We start from the raw sequence: 18,489 nt of genomic DNA, 5'->3' as shown, positions 1-18,489 counted from the left end.
ACAAACCGATTAGTGATGTGACCATTCAATGCTGTTCAGATCCACGCCTTCTTTGAACATTTCCCACAGTGGAGAAAGGTCACGCAGACGGCCAATGGAGTTGCGAACCAGATTGATGGTGTAGTCAATCTCTTCATCGGTAGTGAAACGACCTAAAGAGAAGCGGATAGAGCTGTGTGCCAGTTCGTCGGTCATGCCCAGCGCACGCAGTACGTAGGACGGCTCCAGGCTTGCGGAAGTACACGCAGAACCGGAAGAGACGGCCAGGTCTTTCAGCGCCATGATCAGCGACTCGCCTTCAACATAGTTGAAGCTGACGTTGAGGATGTTCGGTGCGCCCTGCTCGAGATCGCCGTTCAGATACACTTCTTCCATATCTTTCACGCCTTCCCACAGACGGTTGCGCAGCGTACGCAGGCGCGCCATCTCGGTTTCCATCTCTTCTTTGGCGATACGGTAAGCTTCACCCATGCCAACGATCTGGTGAACAGGCAGCGTACCGGAACGCATGCCGCGCTCGTGACCGCCGCCGTGCATCTGGGATTCGATACGGATACGTGGCTTACGACGCACGTACAGTGCACCGATACCTTTCGGGCCATAGATTTTGTGGCCGGAGAAGGACATCAGATCCACTTTCAGCTGGCTCAGGTCGATAGGCAGTTTGCCCACGCTCTGGGTTGCATCAACGTGATAGATGATGCCGCGCGCACGGCACATTTCGCCGATAGTCGCGATATCCTGCACCACGCCGATTTCGTTGTTCACGTGCATGATGGAGACCAGAATGGTGTCGTCACGCATTGCCGCTTCGAGCTCTTTCAGGTCGATAATACCGTTGCGCTGCGGCGCGAGGTAGGTCACTTCAAACCCTTCACGCTCGAGCTGACGGCAGGTGTCCAGCACGGCTTTGTGTTCGGTTTTGCTGGTGATGATGTGCTTGCCTTTTTTCTGATAGAAATTAGCAGCACCTTTGATCGCCAGGTTATCGGATTCGGTTGCGCCTGAGGTGAAAACAATTTCACGCGGATCGGCACCAACCAGCTCAGCAATCTGATTACGGGCGATATCTACCGCCTCTTCAGCATGCCAGCCAAAACGGTGTGAACGGGAAGCCGGGTTACCAAAGTTTCCGTCCAGGGTGAGACACTGCATCATTTTCTCGGCAACACGCGGGTCCACCGGCGTGGTTGCGGAGTAATCGAGATAGATCGGTAATTTCATTGCTCTATAAACTCCGTACATCGCTTCAATGCAAGGAATCAGGCAACCGGCTGGATGTACGACCGAGTACACGGGGTGCTTCCACCCCGGCCTGATTCTAAAAATCTTTATAGTTTTACCCTAACTGTTTTGCGGTGCAGCAAGGCGACAAGCTTGTGAATCCCGGGAGCTTACATCAGTAAGTGACTGGGATGAACAAGCGCAGCCAACGCAGCAGCGCCCCGAAACAGGACGGGTAAATTAGGCGCGCAGTTTGACGTCGATAGCGTCTTGCGCGCGGGTGCTGCGTTGTGAATCATGGCTATGCTGACGACCAGATACGTCCAGCACTTCCTGGTTATTCACCAGCTCACCAAGGGTGATGTTGTTCAGGAAGCCGGTCAGACGGTCGCTCAGATCGCGCCACAGCGCGTGAGTCAGACACTTGTCGCCGCCCTGACAGCCGCCTTTACCCTGGCAACGGGTCGCGTCGACGGATTCGTCAACTGCGCTAATCACTTCGCCAACGGCAATACTGCCCGCGTCTTTACCTAACAGATAACCACCGCCAGGACCGCGAACGCTGGAAACCAGGCCATTCTTACGCAGTCGGGAAAAAAGCTGTTCCAGATAAGAGAGGGAGATTCCCTGACGTTCAGAAATATCAGCCAATGGAACCGGGCCCGCTTCGGAGTTGAGCGCAACGTCCAGCATCGCGGTCACGGCATAACGCCCTTTAGATGTCAGTCTCATGTCTTACTTAACCTCAAACTCGCCCCTGCCCGGGGTTTTTTATTGTAAAGTGGGGGTATTGCATAGCAGGGCCAAGTCTGACATTCCTGACTAAAATGGTCAACTATTTACTTGACTGTTTTAGTCAGGTATTTAACCTTCTGTGCGCTCATTGGTTTTTGCCCGGCGGCGCTTCGCTTGCGCGAGCCTACGGGTTTTGTAGGCCGGGTAAGCGCAGCGCCACCCGGCACCAGCACTACTCTTTATTCTTCTGCTCAATCGACGCCAGAATACCGCGCAGGATGTTCAGCTCCTGGCTTTCCGGGCGGGCGCGGGTAAAGAGGCGACGCAGGCGGTTCATCACCTGCCCCGGATGACCGGCGCGGATGAACCCGGTGGCGAGCAGGGTCTGCTCCAGATGACCGTAGAAACGCTCCAGATCGTCCACCAGCGGGTACGGCGTCTCTTCATGCTCGACCGCAACCTCTTTTTCCTGGGTTGCCAGCCAGGCCATGCGCACTTCATAAGCGATCACCTGTACGGCCATCGCCAGGTTCAGCGAGCTGTACTCCGGGTTGGCGGCAATGGCGACGTGATAGTGGCACTTCTGCAGCTCTTCGTTGGTCAGCCCCACACGCTCGCGGCCAAACACCAGCGCAACCGGCGCATGCTGGCCTTCGCTGATGCTTTTCAGCCCGCACTCGCGCGGATCGAGCATCGGCCATGGCAGCGTGCGCGAACGCGCGCTGGTGCCCACCACCAGGCTGCAACCCGCTAAGGCTTCATCCAGGGTGTCGACGATCTGGGCATTGCCGATCACGTCGCTGGCGCCTGCCGCAAGAGCGATGGCCTGAGAGTCGGGTTTGACCAGCGGGTTAACCAGCCAGAGGTTAGTTAAGCCCATGGTTTTCATAGCGCGGGCTACGGAGCCCATGTTGCCGGTATGCGATGTTTCGACCAGCACGATTCGGATATTTTGCAGCATAATTTTTCTGAGTCTGGAGAATATTCGGTGATGTTATCATAAACGGAAGACATATTCCGATCCCGCTGCTATACTCTGCGCCGTTTTCGTTTCCCCGTTCTTTAACATCCAGTGAGAGTAACCGATGCAACATCCAATGTTGACCATCGCCGTGCGCGCAGCGCGCAAGGCGGGTAATGTAATTGCCAAGCACTACGAAACACCAGATTCCGTAGAAACCAGCCAGAAAGGCAGCAATGACTTTGTGACCAACGTCGATAAAGCCGCAGAAGCGATGATTATCGAAACCATTCGCAAATCTTACCCGCAGCACACCATCATCACCGAAGAAAGCGGTGAGCACGCAGGCGAAGATCAGGATGTTCAATGGGTTATTGATCCACTGGATGGCACCACCAACTTCGTTAAACGTCTGCCCCACTTCTCTGTCTCTATCGCCGTACGCATCAAAGGCCGTACTGAAGTGGCGGTGGTTTACGATCCAATGCGTAACGAACTGTTCACCGCGACCCGCGGTCAGGGCGCACAGCTGAACGGCTACCGTCTGCGCGGCACCAACGCTCGCGATCTGGATGGCACCATCCTGGCGACCGGCTTCCCGTTCAAAGCCAAACAGCACGCCCCTGCCTACATGAAAATTCTGGGCAAACTGTTCACCGAGTGTGCTGACTTCCGCCGCACCGGCTCTGCCGCGCTGGATCTGGCCTACGTTGCCGCTGGCCGCGTGGATGGTTACTTTGAAATCGGCCTGAAGCCATGGGACTTCGCTGCTGGCGAACTGATCGCCCGTGAAGCTGGCGCGCTGGTTTGTGATTTCACCGGTGGCCACAACTACATGCTCTCCGGCAACATCGTTGCAGGTAACCCACGTGTGGTGAAAGCTATGCTGGCGAACATGCGTGACGAACTGAGTGAAGCGCTGAAGCGTTAATTGAGTTGGTTTTGCCCGGTGGCGCTAACGCTTACCGGGCCTGGAAAACCCCAGGCCGGGCAAACGCAGTGCCGCCCGGCATTGTTAAAACGGCCTCAGCCCCCTGCCCACCGGCACCGCACTGACCCACATCGTTACCGCTGCAACCAGCAGTACCACGCCTCCCGCTAATGCCAGCGTCGTCCATCCTACCTGTCGCCACAGTACCGGCGTTTTATTGCCGCTGAGCCTGACCGCCAGCTGACGAAAACCGTGCACCAGCAACGCCAGCGACGAGATAGTCAGGCCCGTTCCCGCCGCCATCGCCAGCGCAGAAGCCACGCCCCAGCTGAACACGCCGATCACCTTACTGAACAGCAGCACCATAATGGCCCCGGAACAGGGTCGCATGCCCATCGACAGAATAATCATCAACCGCGCCCGCCAGTCGTCAGCGCGCTGGATCTGCGTTGGCGTGGGCAGATGCTGATGCCCGCAGCCGCAGCTGGCGTCGTGAACGTGGTGCGGGGTAAAGGCTTTGAAGGTGGGTTTACGCAGCAGCGCGCGCAGTTTTTTCACCGCCCGCCAGCAGAGCATCAGCCCCAGGACGCCCACCAACGCGTAGCTGCCCTTCTCCAGCCAGAAGCTGCTCATATGCAGATCCCGGGCCGGAAGTTGCAGGAGCAGCAAGACCCCCACCACCAGGCCAATCGCCACGCCGCCCTGTAATAAAGAAGAGGCCAGGGTTAGGCCGATGCTCGATTTCAGTTTTGAGGGATGGGTCGCCAGCCAGGTGGTAATGACGATTTTGCCGTGCCCCGGCCCCAGCGCGTGCAGCACGCCATAAAGGAAGCTGAAGATCAGCAGCGAACCGCCCGCCGCCGTGGGATTTTCGGCCACCGCTTTCAGCAAACCGCTCATCTGCTGGTTAACATCCCGCTGCCAGAGAATGCTCTGGCGCATCACCTGCGGCCACGCCTGCCACAGCCACACGGCGCCCGCCACAGACAGAACGAGGAACAGCACCAGCGGCCAGAGATGCCATCCGCGACGCATACGCATTACTGACATTGCAGCGTCACCGTCTGGGCAAACTGTTTGCCGAGATCCATATCCTCCGGCGGGGCGTCGTCTTTATCCAGCGAACTGGCAAAGTTGAGTGTCTCATCGCTGGGCTCGGGGGTGTTAACGCTGAGCGCGCACTGGCTTTGCAGCCCGTCAGGCAGGGTCACGTCGCTATCCTCCGCGTAGCTCATGTCGACGTAGTAAGAGGGATCGAAGGTCGAGAAACTGTACTTTTGTCCGGCCAGCGGCTGAGGCTCCGCCAGGGGCAGAATAAAGGTCAGCACCGCCTGATGATCGACGCGGCTCATACCGTATTGGGTGGGTCGGTTAAGGAATTTCACCTTCTGCCCGTTATGCCAGAACTCGGTAAAGTAGTGCTGGCCGAGCACGTTGGCCATCACCTCCGCAGCCAGCTTTTTCCAGATCTCATCCCCCGGCTTGGCGTTTCCGGCGTCATACAGCAGGTCTGCTGATGTTAATTCGTCCATCACCCAGCGCATTTTCAGGCCGGTTATCTGCTCGTCTTTCACCATAATCTGCGTTTTCAGAGTGATAAAACTGTGAGGGTGCGCGGCGGCGGCAAAAGACAAAACCGCCAAAAATAGCGCAGTTGCGCTGCGTTTAACTATTTGCATCTCTTCCTCACGTCAAAAATTCTGTGATGTTCGCCTGCATTCCTGAAGGAAAGCCCCGCCAGGGCGCTCCCGGGCGACATCCTTTAGCTATTCTTATCGGACACTCTAACTGGAACCCGACAGATGATGACGACACTTGAAATGCCATCTGCACTTTCCAGTTCGCAGCGCCGCTGTCAGGTTCTGTTGATGCTCTATGTGCCAGGTTTCCGCGCCACCGTGCAACGCATCGGTGAAATCAATGGTGTGGATGATACCATTTCCCGGCAGGATATCGCCGAGATGCGTACAGAGATCCAACGCTACCACCAGCTCGACATTGCGACTCAGCATGATGGCTGCTACCAGCTAGAAGGTAGCCACCTGAACCAACGTTTATGCCTGTTACACTGGCTGCGCCGGGCGTTACGGCTCTGCCCCCACTTCATCGCGCAGCAGTTTACCCCATCTCTTAAAATCGCGCTAAAGCAGCTCGGCATTGCCCGCACGTTATATGACGACACCAACCTGCGGGCGCTGGTCAATTTCTGCTCCCGCCGTCTGCAACGGCAGTTCGAATGCCGTGACGCGCAGTTTTTACAGCTCTATCTGCAGTACTGTCTGCTCCAGCACCATCTGGGCCAGACGCCGCAGTTCACCGTGGTGCAGCGTAACTGGACCCAGTCGCGTAATGAGTATCTGATGGCGCAGGAAATTGTGCGCCACTGGCAGCGCCGCGTGGTGCAGGTACCCCACGCCGACGAACAGCTGTTTCTGGCCCTGCTGTTTATGATGCTGCGCACCCCCGATCCCCTGCGCGATGGCCATCAGGAAGATGAGCGTCTGCGCCGCACCATTACCCGGATGATCGAGCGCTTTCGTGGACAAACGGGGATGCATTTCAGCGACGAGCAGGGGCTGACCGATCAGCTCTATATTCATCTTGCCCAGGCGCTGGACCGATCCCTGTTTGGCATTGGTATCGACAACAGCCTGCCGGAGGAGATCCACCGTCTCTATCCCCGCCTGATGCGCACCACCCGGGACGTGCTGTTTGAGCTGGAAGCGGAGTTTGGCCTGCGTTTCTCTGAAGAGGAAGCGAGCCTGGTGGCGGTGATCTTTGGCGCCTGGCTGATGCAGGAGAGCGATCTGCATGAAAAGCAGGTGGTGTTACTGACCGGCGAGGATAAGGCGTGCGAGGAGCTGATCGAACAGCAGCTTCGGGAGCTGACCCTGCTGCCGCTCAACATTCGCTACGTGACGTTACAGTCTTTTCAGAAGGACGGTGCCCCGCGCGAAGCGGCCCTGGTGGTGACGCCGTACACCACCGCCCTGCCGCTGTTCTCGCCGCCGCTCATCCACGCCGTCGAGGCGTTGAATGCGCAGCAGCAGGAACATATTCGCGCCATGCTGGAATCTTAGCGCGCTGCAACCCGCGGACGGAGCAGTCCCGCGGGCAGCGCCACCAGCGCCATCACCCAGAAGACCCCGTGACCGAGATGCTGGTAAAGGAAACCGGCGAACACGGTCATGATCGCAATACTGCCCCCCATCGCCACCGCTGAGTAAACGGCCTGCAGGCGGATCACGTCGCTGCCTTCACGCGCCGCGATATAGCGCATCGCCGCCAGATGGCACACCGTAAAGGTGCCGCAGTGCAGGATCTGGGCGACAATCAGCCACGGCAGTTCGGTGGTCCAGCCCATGATCCCCCAGCGTACTACGCCGCAGACGGCAGACAGCAGGAGCAGATCCCGGGCGCCGAAGCGGCGGAACAGTCGGTTGCTGAGGGCAAAGATGATCACTTCGGCCACCACGCCCAGCGACCAGAGATAGCCCACCGCAGACGCCGAATACCCGGCCCCCTGCCAGTAGATAGCGCTGAAGCCATAGTAGGCGGCATGCGCCCCCTGCAGCAGACAGACGCAGGCCAGGAAACGCCAGCTCTGGGCGACAAGCGTCCGCCAGGCCGGCCAGCCCGCACTCTCCTGATGACGGCTCTCCCCCTGCGGCATCACCGACGGACGCAGCAGCATGCCGAGCAGCATCGACAGGATCCCCACGCTCAGCAGCGCCAGGATAGCGCGATAGTCGTACAGGCTGACCAGCTTGCCCACCAGCGCCGAGCCAATCACAAAGGCAATCGAGCCCCACAGCCGCACCCGCCCATAGTCCATGGTGATCTGTTTTTGCCAGGTGTTGGCCAGGGCATCGGTCAGCGGAACCAGCGGCGAGAAGAAGAGGTTAAAGCCCACCATCACCACCATCAGCCAGGCGAACTGCTGGCTGACCCAGAAGCCTGCCAAAAAGACGAGGGTGAGCAGCGCCAGCACGCGCACGGCTTTAATTAACAGAGAGGGATCGCTGACGCGCGGTGCGATAAGCAGGCTACCGAGAAAACGTGCCACCAGGCCCGAGCCCAGCAGAAGACCGATCATCTCCGGCGTGAGGCCGATGCCCTTGAGCCAGACGCTCCAGAAAGGCAGAAAAATACCGTAGCTAAAAAAGTAGGTGAAATAGCTGAGCGCCAGCCAGCGTGTGGAATGCAAAACCATGAATCCCTCCCGTTTTGGAGGCGATAGTCTGGCGGTAAAAACCGGCTGGCGCAAGCGGGTATTAACAGCTGATTAACAGTTGCGGCGGGCACTTTCGACGGCAATTTCCATCGCAAAATGGCTGCTCTCTCCCGGGCCTAATGCCACCAGCCCAGGCTGCCCGGCCATATTATGGGCATTGACCGGATGGCTCTGAGGCTCAAGGCATAAGAATGATTTACCCGACATTCTGAACAGCATCAGCCACGGAGTTTGCGCTCTGATTGTGATATTCATCACATCACGTTCAATCATCGCCACGCCGTGCCAGCCGGAATAGCCAACGTTCAGCCAGCGATCCCCGCCGTGCCGGGGCATGCTGAAATCATTTTCGGGTGGAATATCACCCTGCCAGGCCAGCGGTAAATGGTGCTCACCTTCCGGCCAGTAGCCGCTGGCTGAAAATTGCAGGCGACTGTGGGCATCAAAACAGAACCACGGATGAAAGCCCAGGCCGTACAGCATCGACTCCTGGCCAAGATGGGTGAGCGTCAGCTCCGCCCGCAGGAGGTTCTCACGCAGCTGATACCGCAGTTCCGCCCGATAATCAAAGCCGCACGCATGCTGGCGGCGCAAGGTCAGCAGACATTCCGTTCCGGTAAGTGAAGCCACCTCCCAGCGCGACTGCCAGCCGTCGCCGTGGAGGAAAAAGCGTTCATCGACCGGGCTTTGCGGCAACACTCTTTCCCGCCCCTTAAACCTGAAGCGATTACCCGCCACCCGGTTCGCCAGCGGCAACATCGGAAACAGCGCGCTGTCGCCTCCCTCCCATAACACCGGCTGTCCGCAGGCCAGGGAAAAGAGCGCCTGTAGCCCGCCGCCCTGCGGATTAACGCGCATCCGCAGATGCGCGTTTTCTATCAACAGTAAGTCCATCAGTGAGCGCGCCCGGCATGACCCGCGGAGGCCACTTTGCCGTGCTGTTTCTCCAGCTGTTCCTCCAGCGCCTCCAGCGTCACGCCTTTGGTCTCCGGCACTTTACGCAGAATGTAGAGATATCCCGCCGCGCAGATCGCCCCGTAGAGCAGGAAGCTACCCGCCGCACCCAGCCCGGCATTGAGCAGCGGGAAGGTGTAGGTCAGCAGGAAGCAGGCAATCCACAGCGCCAGGGTGCCCATCGACATCGCCAGGCCGCGCACGCGGTTAGGGAAGATCTCCGACAGCAGCACCCAGGTGACCGGGGCCAGCGTCAGGGCGTAGATAGCAATCGCCGCCAGCACCAGCAGCAGCACCGGCCAGCCCATGATGTTCATGGCGTAGGCGCTGGCAATCAGCACGTAGATAATGGTCAGGCCCGACGCGCCCAGCAGCATCAGCTTGCGGCGGCCGATCTTGTCCACCAGCGGCAGGGCCGCGAGAGTAAAGACGAGGTTTATGATGCCGGTTGCCACAATCGATTTCAGGGTGTCGTTGATATCAAACCCGGCGGAGGCGAAAATCTCCTGGGCATAGTTGAAGATCACGTTGATCCCGCACCACTGCTGGAACATCGCCAGCACCATGCCGATGATAACGATCGGCTTCACCGACGGCTGTAACAGCGTGGAGAAGGCCACTTTCTGGCTGTCTTTTGCCAGGGTGTGGGCGATCTCTTTTAAGGTCTGGCTGGCGTACTCAGCGGTGCCGATACGCTCCAGCATGGCGCGGGCACGCTCTGGCTTACCGGCCTTCATCAGCCAGCGCGGGGATTCCGGAACAAAGAACATCAGCACCAGAAACGCCAGGGCCGGCACCAGCTCCGCACCAAACATCCAGCGCCAGCCGGTTTGACCGTTCCAGGTCTGGACGATGGCCTCCTGAGTGGCGCCTGCCGCTACCGGCTCGGCAATCATCAGGTTAATCAGCTGGGCCGCCAGCACGCCCACCACGATGGTCAGCTGGTTGATGGCGACGAAGCGGCCACGCTTTTCCGCCGGGCTGACTTCGGCGATGTAGAGCGGGCTGAGGGCGGAAGCCAGGCCGATCCCCACCCCGCCGACAATGCGGTAGACCACGAACATATCAAAACTGCTCGCCACCGCCGTGCCCCACGCCGAGGCGCTGAACAGCACCGCCGAGAGGATAAGCGGACGCTTGCGGCCAAACTTATCGGCGCACCAGCCGGAGATCAGGGCCCCGAAGATACAGCCCACCAGCGCGGAACTCATCGCCCAGCCGGACTGCGCCGGGTCGGTAATGGAGAACCAGGCTTCATAGAAGGGTTTGGCCCCGCCAATCACCACCCAGTCGTAGCCAAACAGGAGTCCACCGCAGGCGGCGACCAGACAGATTGTCCAGACGTAGCCCATTTTCAGTTGTGTCTGCGCGCTATTATTCATGTTGATTCCTCTTTAAGGGAAACGCAGGGTACAGAGGGTAACAGGTGGGTTTCCCCACCTGCGAGGTCGGTTAATGGAAAATGCCCGTGGCCTGCGCATGCTGGATCAGATGCGCTTTGTCATGGGCCGGATGGAGCGCCAGTAAGGCCCCCAGTTGGCGTTTGCAGGCTGCGATATCGCCCAGCCCGGCATAGCCCAGCGCCTCGATGAACAGGCAGTGTTGCTGATGCTGATGACCGGTTGGGGTATCCAGCACCACCAGATCCGGCAGCGAGACCGCGAAGAAATCCGCTTCCGGGACATCATCGCGATGGGCTTCCACCCACGCCAGGAAGCCCTGGAAATGACGCTCCGCCGCCGCGCTGTCACCCAGCTGGCGCAGCGCCATCCCCTGCCAGAAGAGATAATCTGCGGGCTGATCGTTGTAGTAGCGTCCGGCATCAAGGGTTGAACCACCCTGAGCTGCCCGGGTAAAGCAGCGCTGCGCTTCATCCCCGGCATCAATTTGTGCATGGCAATACCCCAGCAGATACCAGATATCGTTGTCGGTCTGGCCCGGCAGACGCCCCTCCCCCAGGTTGTGCGGATAGCACAGCGCCGACTGCAAGAACGCTATCGCTTCGCGGTACTCGCCGCGCCCGATATGCTGCAGGGCCAGATGCTGCTGGTTAAGCAGATACTGCCCGGTCACTTTGCCTTCCCCGCCCTCCCACGGATGGAACTGACGCTCCCGCAGCACCTGCGCCGCGAGGCTATACCGTCCCGAACAGTTCCATAAGCTCAGCAGCTCAGCGGTGAGGTCATCACGCTTAAGGGCGACGCTTTCCCGTTCGGAGAGCATGGCGAGGCGCTTCGCCACCGGCTGGCCGGTGAGTTTATTGAGATAATCAAGCTCGAACAGGAAACGCGGATTCTCCGGCTCCAGCGCCACGGCGCGCTGCAGGTAGTCTTGTGCCAGCGTCAGGTCGTGCTGTTTATTCCAGGCGTAGATCCCGAGCAGGCGGTGCGCGGGTGCAAACTGCGGCTCCTGCTTCAGGGTGAATTCCCAGCAGCTCACCGCATCGTCATAGCGGCGTTTGCTGTACCAGAAGCAGCCCAGCAGATAGCGGGCAAACGGGTCGTCGTGCAGGGTTTGGAGCATCTGCACTTCATCGAGAGCGTTCGGGAAGCGTACCCGCTTGGCCTCGCACTGGCGCGCCGCCGCAATATAGCGGGCGCGGGTGGCTGGCTCGTCGCTTAGCGCGGCCCGCCACAGCTGAGGCAAGGTCTCCTGGCAGTCGAGCAGATCCAGCATTTCGCGGGCGGCGTCGGGCATACCCATGGAAGTTAACCAGCCCGCCAGCACGCAGGCATTGGTCCCGCGACGCCCGGTGACCTGCAGCAGTTTGTCTCGCGAAGCCGCGTCCCGGCTGATTGCCCAGCGCGCATAGTGCAGGGCGTAGCTCAATGGATGAGTGTCCAGACAGCTCTGGATGTACTCCAGCGCGGCGCCTTGACCCTTAACCTCCGCCAGGGCGAGCGCTTTGAGCCCCATCGCCAGATTATTACCGGCATTGATCCCGAGGCTGATATCGACTTTTTCCAGCGCGTCGGCAAAGTTCCCGCGCTTCATTGCCAGCCGCGCCAGCGACCAGAACGCCGCGTCACGGCAGTTGCCGCTCCACGAGGCTTTGTAGTAGTGATCCCATGCGGCATCGTCCTGCCCCTGCCGCTCCAGCGCCGTCGCCAGCAGCTGGCTGGCTTCGCCATCGCGAGGGTTTTTATTCAGACGGTGGGCGCGAACCAGCGCGGCTTCGGCGCAGCGTTGCGCCAGCGCCCAGTCGGCGCGATTGAGGGCTAAATTACCCAGCGCCACGTTGTTGCGGTAGTCGTTGGCATCCAGCGCCAGCGCCCGGCGGTAGTAATCCTCCGCATAGCGGCTGGCGTGGTTGTACTGCTCCAGATGCTGACCGATGAAATAGAGCTCATCGCTGTTGTTAATCTCCTCCGGCATCGCCGGCGCGGTAGCCGGGTCCGGCAGCGGCGTCTCCTGCGGGATGTGCTCCAGATAGTGCAGCAGCGTGCGGCCCGAGGCGTCTTTTACCCTCAGCGTTAAGCGTTGCGGCCACGCATCCGGCAGCGCCTGCTGCCAGCTTTCACCCGGCATCAGGGTCAGCTGCGTTTCCCATACCGGCTGGTCGTCGGCGGTCAGCTCGAGGCGCACGTCGTTCAGCGGCGCGATGGCGTAAAGACCAAGGTGAAGCTGCTGCTCGCGGCGTTCAAGCTGCAGCGCCAGCTCGGTACTGGCGTTCTGCACCTGCCCCAGCTCGCTGTAGGGCAGGAAATTCTGCACGAAGATTTTCTCTTCATAAGGCGCAAGCCAGGTGAAATCGGGCTGGTTATCGGTGAAGACCCCGGTCATCAGCTCGATATAGGGGCCGTTTTCATCGGTGAGATTGCGATCCCAGGCGCGGCCAAAATCGTCATGGCCCCAGCTCCACTGCTTTTTACCCGGCGAGACGTGGTGATCGGCGACGTGCAGCAGGCCGCCCCGCTCGCCGTGATGGTATGCCCCGACAAAGTCGTAGTCCGATTTTTCGGCCATGTACGACGTAGGCACCGGCACGTTTTTGTAGCGGGAGATATCCACCCCCGCCGAGTAGTCGACTTTATAGTAGGTGCCGGTGGCGATGGGGAAAGCAGAGACCGCGCGCTTGCCGTGGTCAAACACCGCCGTGACGTCCGGCGGGAAGACGCTCTGATGATCGTCCCCGCCCTTCACCGCCGGGTTTGCCCACCACAGGAAATGGCGCGGCGTGGCGTTGCCGTTGAAGACTTTGCCGGTGATCTCAATCAACGCCCGGTCAGGATACAGGGTGAATCCGGTCATCACCTGCAGGCCGCGCATCGGTTCGGCCTCGCCCATCCAGACGGTTTGCGCTCCGTTATCCTGCTGCTGGAAGGTGACGTCGACAGGCATAAAGGTGGTCGGGCGATGGTGCTGCGGCCAGTTAAACTCGATCCCACCGGAGATCCACGGCCCCAGCAGGCCCACCAGCGCCGGTTTCACCACTTCGTTGTAGTAAACAAAATCCCGTTGCTGCACTTTGTCATACGCACGATGAATACGTCCGCCCAACTCCGGCAGCAGCATGATGCGGATATAATCGTTTTCCATCCACACCGCCTGGTAGTCGCGGGTCTCGCGAACGCCGGTCAGGGTATCCGTCACGCCGTAGGGGTAGACCGCGCCAGAGGAGCCCTGGTAGACACGCTTTTCCAGGAACATCGGGTTGGTATCTTCTGCGCCGGTGGTCCACGTCGGTAATGCGACGGTCTCCCGCCAGACCTTCACTGCTCCAGACATATTCACTCTCCAGTAAACAAATAACAGTAAAAAGCGATAAGATGGCAGTGTAGAGAGGAATTCAGCGCGCTGATTGCGTAATGCTCACGCAATATAATTAACGGAGTTTAGTGAATGCAGGTATCCGGTCTGAACAACAACAGGGTGCGACAGCATAACCGCCGCACCATTATGTCGCTGGTCTGGCGCTACAAACGCCTGAGCAAATCGCAGCTGGCCCAGTACACCGGGCTCTCTATTCCGGCGGTGAGTAAGATCCTGGATGAGCTGGTGGCGGACAAAAAGCTGGGGCATTCCAGTGAAAATCTCAGCACCCGGGGAATGAACAGCGGCCATTATCAAATCCCGGATGATGGGCCATTGATACTTTGCATGAATGTCAGCCCCACCAGCATTGAGAGCCAGCTGATCGACGCCCGCATGTTGCCATTGGGCGAATTTCGCTGGACCGACGTTAACGCCCGGACGCCCGAGGCGCTGTTGCAGGCGATTGAAAACCTGTGGCAGCAGCAGCGCAAACGGTGGCCCGGGCAGCGCATCAATCTGGCATTAGGCATCCACGGCCAGGTTGATACCGCCACCGGTGTGTCGCAGATCATGCCCCAGGCACCCTGGAAAAAACCGGTCGAGATTAAGTATCTGCTGGAAGAAAAGCTGGGCATCACGGTGAGGGTGGATAACGACTGCGTAATGCTGGCCCTGGCGGAAAAATGGCAAAACCCGGACAACCGCGACGATTTTTGCGTCATCAACGTCGATTACGGTATCGGCTCCTCGTTTGTGATTAACGGCCAGGTCTATCGCGGGACGCTCAACGGCAGCGGGCAAATCGGCCACACCATTTTCGATCGCGACGGCGTGGCCTGCGCCTGCGGGCGTTACGGCTGCCTGGAGACGGTCGCCTCGTTATCCGCCCTGAAAAAGCAGGCGCGCCTGTGGCTGAAATCCCAGCCAGGCTCCCTCGGCCTTGACCCCGATACCCTCACCAGCCTGCAGCTGATTGAGGCCTGGCGGCAGGGAGACGTGAAAATCCAGCGCTGGGCAGACGAGGCCGCCAACGCCATCGGGCTGACGCTCTACAACCTGCTCAATATCCTCAACATCAATCAAATCTGGTTCTATGGCCGCAGCTGCGCCTTTGGCGAACGCTGGCTGGAAACCATCAACCGCCAGATTGGGTTTACCCCCTTCGATCACGGCGACGCGGTGCGTAACCGGCAAACGGAGATCGCCTTCGGAAGCTTAACCCGGCAGCAGCAGATCATCGGCATCGGGTATCTGTTCGTTGAAGATGCGCTGGCGGCAGGCTAATAGAGAACATGCTGAAATGTCGGGAATTTAAATCATCCTGATGGCTGATTTATGAACAAAACCTGAATGGCGGGCCGGCATTTTGTGTATTAGCTTTAAGATAAATCCCACCCACAGCGAGCCTGCCATGAACACATTACGGTATTTCGATTTCGGTCAGTCCCGGGCGCTGATCCTGTTGATTGCCCGCCTCGCCCTTATCGCGCTGTTTATTATTTTTGGCGTGCCCAAGATGTTCGGTTTTGACGGCACGGTGCAGTATATGGAGAAGCTGGGCGCGCCCATGCCGACGCTGGCCGCCATTGTGGCGGTGATCATGGAAGTGCCCGCCGCCATCTTGATCGTGCTCGGCTTCTTTACCCGTCCGCTGGCAGTGCTGTTTGTCTTTTATACCCTGGGGACAGCGGTGATTGGCCACCACTACTGGGATATGAGTGGCGATGCGGTGATGCCGAATATGATTAACTTCTTCAAGAACATCAGTATTGCCGGCGGGTTTCTGCTGCTGGCGGTCGCCGGGCCGGGGGCTATCTCCATCGACCGGCGCTAGCCATAAAAAAAGGCCGCGAAAGCGGCCTTTTTGTTCTGCACAACAGACTTATGCGTAAACCGGGAAGCGCGCGCAGATATCCAGCACTTTTGCCTTCACGCGTTCAATAACGGCTTCGTCGTTGATGTTGTCCAGCACGTCACACATCCAGCCAGCCAGCTCTTTGACTTCCGCTTCTTTAAAGCCGCGGCGAGTCACAGCCGGAGAACCGATACGGATACCGGAGGTCACAAACGGGCTCTTCGGATCGTTTGGTACGCTGTTTTTGTTAACGGTGATGTTCGCGCGGCCCAGGGCAGCGTCAGCTTCTTTACCGGTCAGGTTTTTATCCACCAGATCCAGCAGGAACAGGTGGTTTTCAGTGCCGCCGGAAACCACTTTGTAACCGCGGCTCAGGAACACTTCCACCATCGCTTTGGCGTTTTTAGCAACCTGCTGCTGGTAGACTTTGAACTCTGGCTCCATCGCTTCTTTCAGCGCCACGGCTTTGGCCGCGATAACGTGCATCAGCGGGCCGCCCTGCGCGCTTGGGAACACGGCAGAGTTCAGTTTCTTATACAGATCTTCGTCACCGCCTTTCGCCAGGATCAGGCCACCGCGTGGACCCGCCAGGGTTTTGTGGGTGGTGGTGGTCACAACGTGCGCGTGTGGAACCGGGTTCGGGTAAACGCCTGCGGCGATCAGACCGGCAACGTGCGCCATGTCCACGAACAGGTAAGCACCGATGCTGTCTGCGATTTCACGCATTTTAGCCCAGTCAACCACACCGGAGTAAGCCGAGAAGCCGCCGATGATCATCTTCGGCTTGTGCTCTTTGGCCTGTTTTTCCATGTCTGCGTAGTCAATTTTACCGGACTCATCGATGCCGTAAGGGATGATGTTGTACAGCTTGCCGGAGAAGTTAACCGGGGAGCCGTGAGTCAGGTGGCCGCCCTGCGCCAGGTTCATACCCAGAACGGTATCGCCCGGCTGCAGCAGTGCGGTGTAGACCGCGAAGTTAGCCTGGGAGCCAGAGTGTGGCTGCACGTTAGCGTAGTCAGCGCCAAACAGCTCTTTGGCACGATCAATCGCCAGCTGTTCAACGATATCAACATACTCGCAACCGCCGTAGTAGCGCTTGCCCGGGTAACCTTCAGCGTATTTGTTGGTCAGCTGAGAGCCCTGCGCCTGCATAACGCGCGGGCTGGTGTAGTTTTCGGAGGCGATCAGTTCGATGTGCTCTTCCTGACGTACTTTTTCCTGCTCCATAGCCTGCCACAGTTCGGCATCATAATCGGCAATGTTCATTTCACGCTTTAACATCCGCATCTCCTGACTCAGCTAACAAGTAAATTTTGGCCTGAAAAGGCAGTCCTGATGGACGACGGGCAACAGTATAACTGATTAGCAGAGTGATAACAGGTCTTGACAAACGATTTTACGCAAACGTTTACCTTCCCGCCACGCAAGGGTTTGAGGAATAACGCCCTCGCCGCGCAAAACGGATTTCTTTTCAGGTTTGTGATGCAGTTAATTCATGTTGCAAAGAACCATTTACAACGCAGGGTTATTTTTTATAAGATGCATATAAAATACATCATTAAAGTAACATTTAAGGAAGTTGCTATGTTAGACGCTCAAACCATCGCTACCGTGAAAGCCACTATCCCCCTGCTGGTTGAAACCGGTCCTAAGCTCACCGCCCATTTTTACGATCGCATGTTCGCGCACAACCCGGAGCTCAAAGAGGTTTTTAACATGAGCAACCAGCGTAACGGCGATCAGCGTGAAGCGTTGTTTAACGCCATTGCCGCGTATGCCAGCAACATTGAGAACCTGGCGGCGCTGCTGCCTGCGGTGGAAAAAATCGCCCAGAAACATACCAGCTTCCAGATCAAACCCGAGCAGTACAATATTGTTGGCGGCCACCTGCTGGCCACTCTGGACGAAATGTTCAGCCCGGGCCAGGAGGTGCTGGACGCCTGGGGCAAAGCCTACGGCGTGCTGGCAAACGTCTTTATCAATCGTGAAGCGCAGATCTACAGCGAAAACGCCAGCAAGCGTGGCGGCTGGGAAGGCACCCGCGCCTTCCGTATCGTGGAGAAAACCCCGCGCAGCGCGCTGATCACCAGCTTTGAATTTGAGCCCGTCGACGGCCAGCCGGTTGCCGATTACCAGCCAGGCCAGTATCTGGGCGTGTGGCTGAAGCCCGAAGGCTTCCCGCATCAGGAGATCCGCCAGTACTCCCTCACCCGCAAGCCGAACGGCAAAAGCTACCGCATTGCGGTGAAGCGCGAGGAAGGTGGCCAGGTTTCGACATGGCTGCACAACGACGCCAGCGTCGGAGATCTGGTACATCTGGCCGCGCCTGCGGGCGACTTCTTTATGGCCGTTGAGAGCACCACCCCGGTGACGCTGATCTCCGCCGGTGTGGGCCAGACGCCGATGCTGGCGATGCTGGATACTCTGGCGAAAGGGCAACACAGCGCGCAGGTTAACTGGTTCCACGCCGCAGAGAATGGCGAAGTGCATGCCTTTTCTGATGAAGTGAAAACCCTTGCGGCCACGCTGCCGCACTTCAGCGCGCATACCTGGTATCGCCTGCCGTCGGATGACGACCGTGCCGCAGCGCGTTTCGACAGTGAAGGCCTGATGGCGTTAAGCGAGCATGAAGGTCTGTTCAGCGCACCGGATATGCAGTTCTACGTGTGTGGTCCGGTGGCATTTATGCAGTATGCCGCGGCGCAGCTGATTGAGTTGGGCGCGAAGAAAGAGAACATTCACTACGAATGCTTCGGGCCGCATAAAGTGCTGTAATGCAAAAAGCCCCTCTCCGGAGGGGCTTTTTTTTGCCCGGCGGCGCTTCGCTTGCACGGGCCTAC

15 protein-coding genes are annotated in these 18,489 nt (G+C 58.6%); 5 read left to right on the top strand and 10 right to left on the bottom strand.

What is annotated here, in order from left to right; genetic code table 11:
* Nucleotides 1-9: 9 nt before the first annotated feature.
* The 3 genes from iscS to trmJ form a co-directional block, all read right to left on the bottom strand.
* Nucleotides 10-1,224, bottom strand: a complete 1,215-nt coding sequence (iscS, locus tag FFB58_RS09730) for a cysteine desulfurase (protein WP_039029732.1) — start codon at nucleotides 1,222-1,224, stop codon at nucleotides 10-12.
* Nucleotides 1,225-1,464: 240 nt separating this feature from the next.
* Nucleotides 1,465-1,956, bottom strand: a complete 492-nt coding sequence (gene iscR / locus FFB58_RS09725; protein WP_008502158.1) for a Fe-S cluster assembly transcriptional regulator IscR — start codon at nucleotides 1,954-1,956, stop codon at nucleotides 1,465-1,467.
* A gap of 235 nt (nucleotides 1,957-2,191) precedes the next feature.
* Nucleotides 2,192-2,920 (bottom strand): tRNA (cytosine(32)/uridine(32)-2'-O)-methyltransferase TrmJ, encoded by a 729-nt coding sequence (gene trmJ / locus FFB58_RS09720; RefSeq protein ID WP_039029733.1) that lies wholly within the window; start codon nucleotides 2,918-2,920, stop codon nucleotides 2,192-2,194.
* Between the two features lie 124 nt (nucleotides 2,921-3,044).
* On the opposite strand from trmJ, the gene suhB reads away from it, so the two are divergent.
* Nucleotides 3,045-3,851, top strand: a complete 807-nt coding sequence (gene suhB / locus FFB58_RS09715; RefSeq protein ID WP_138369752.1) for an inositol-1-monophosphatase — start codon at nucleotides 3,045-3,047, stop codon at nucleotides 3,849-3,851.
* A gap of 84 nt (nucleotides 3,852-3,935) precedes the next feature.
* Here the strand turns inward: suhB and FFB58_RS09710 are convergent, their stop codons facing one another.
* Both FFB58_RS09710 and FFB58_RS09705 read right to left on the bottom strand, forming a co-directional pair.
* Complete coding sequence (locus FFB58_RS09710; RefSeq protein ID WP_138369751.1) at nucleotides 3,936-4,901, bottom strand: nickel/cobalt transporter; 966 nt, start codon at nucleotides 4,899-4,901, stop codon at nucleotides 3,936-3,938.
* Nucleotides 4,892-5,530 carry a DUF1007 family protein gene (locus tag FFB58_RS09705; protein ID WP_138369750.1) on the bottom strand — a complete coding sequence of 213 codons (639 nt, stop codon included), beginning with the start codon at nucleotides 5,528-5,530 and terminating at the stop codon, nucleotides 4,892-4,894. The genes FFB58_RS09710 and FFB58_RS09705 overlap by 10 nt, the downstream gene beginning before the upstream one ends.
* A gap of 123 nt (nucleotides 5,531-5,653) precedes the next feature.
* Here FFB58_RS09705 and csiE point away from each other — a divergent pair, with 123 nt between their 5' ends.
* Nucleotides 5,654-6,931: a stationary phase inducible protein CsiE gene (gene csiE, locus FFB58_RS09700; RefSeq protein WP_039029737.1), complete on the top strand. Its 1,278-nt coding sequence runs from the start codon at nucleotides 5,654-5,656 to the stop codon at nucleotides 6,929-6,931.
* On the opposite strand, the gene FFB58_RS09695 is transcribed toward csiE, so the two are convergent.
* The 4 genes from FFB58_RS09695 to FFB58_RS09680 all read right to left on the bottom strand — a co-directional run bounded on the left by FFB58_RS09695 (nucleotide 6,928) and on the right by FFB58_RS09680 (nucleotide 13,767).
* The gene (locus FFB58_RS09695; protein ID WP_138369749.1) at nucleotides 6,928-8,064 is read right to left on the bottom strand and encodes a 3-phenylpropionate MFS transporter; all 1,137 of its coding nucleotides are present in this window, start codon (nucleotides 8,062-8,064) and stop codon (nucleotides 6,928-6,930) included. The two genes, csiE and FFB58_RS09695, sit on opposite strands and share 4 nt — an antisense overlap.
* A gap of 72 nt (nucleotides 8,065-8,136) precedes the next feature.
* A complete protein-coding gene (locus tag FFB58_RS09690; RefSeq protein ID WP_171029958.1) occupies nucleotides 8,137-8,982 on the bottom strand; it encodes an aldose 1-epimerase in 846 nt (281 codons plus the stop codon).
* On the bottom strand, nucleotides 8,979-10,421 hold the full coding sequence (locus FFB58_RS09685; RefSeq protein ID WP_039029740.1) for a sugar porter family MFS transporter: 1,443 nt from the start codon (nucleotides 10,419-10,421) through the stop codon (nucleotides 8,979-8,981). The genes FFB58_RS09690 and FFB58_RS09685 overlap by 4 nt, the downstream gene beginning before the upstream one ends.
* A 70-nt stretch (nucleotides 10,422-10,491) precedes the next feature.
* Nucleotides 10,492-13,767, bottom strand: a complete 3,276-nt coding sequence (locus FFB58_RS09680) for a DUF5107 domain-containing protein (protein ID WP_138369747.1) — start codon at nucleotides 13,765-13,767, stop codon at nucleotides 10,492-10,494.
* Between the two features lie 114 nt (nucleotides 13,768-13,881).
* Here FFB58_RS09680 and FFB58_RS09675 point away from each other — a divergent pair, with 114 nt between their 5' ends.
* Nucleotides 13,882-15,078: an ROK family protein gene (locus FFB58_RS09675; protein WP_138369746.1), complete on the top strand. Its 1,197-nt coding sequence runs from the start codon at nucleotides 13,882-13,884 to the stop codon at nucleotides 15,076-15,078.
* A 127-nt stretch (nucleotides 15,079-15,205) separates the two neighbouring features.
* On the top strand, nucleotides 15,206-15,628 hold the full coding sequence (locus tag FFB58_RS09670) for a DoxX family protein (protein WP_039029743.1): 423 nt from the start codon (nucleotides 15,206-15,208) through the stop codon (nucleotides 15,626-15,628).
* A 48-nt stretch (nucleotides 15,629-15,676) separates the two neighbouring features.
* Here the strand turns inward: FFB58_RS09670 and glyA are convergent, their stop codons facing one another.
* A complete protein-coding gene (gene glyA / locus FFB58_RS09665) occupies nucleotides 15,677-16,930 on the bottom strand; it encodes a serine hydroxymethyltransferase (RefSeq protein WP_138369745.1) in 1,254 nt (417 codons plus the stop codon).
* A gap of 303 nt (nucleotides 16,931-17,233) precedes the next feature.
* On the opposite strand from glyA, the gene hmpA reads away from it, so the two are divergent.
* A complete protein-coding gene (hmpA, locus tag FFB58_RS09660) occupies nucleotides 17,234-18,424 on the top strand; it encodes an NO-inducible flavohemoprotein (protein ID WP_138369744.1) in 1,191 nt (396 codons plus the stop codon).
* The last annotated feature ends 65 nt before the right edge of the window (nucleotides 18,425-18,489 follow it).

Source organism: Enterobacter sp. MF024, from assembly GCF_005843915.1.
In the GTDB taxonomy this organism is placed as follows: domain Bacteria; phylum Pseudomonadota; class Gammaproteobacteria; order Enterobacterales; family Enterobacteriaceae; genus Enterobacter; species Enterobacter barmai.
The sequence above is the reverse complement of the archived record's forward strand: the minus strand, read 5'-3'. Positions and strand labels throughout refer to the sequence as shown.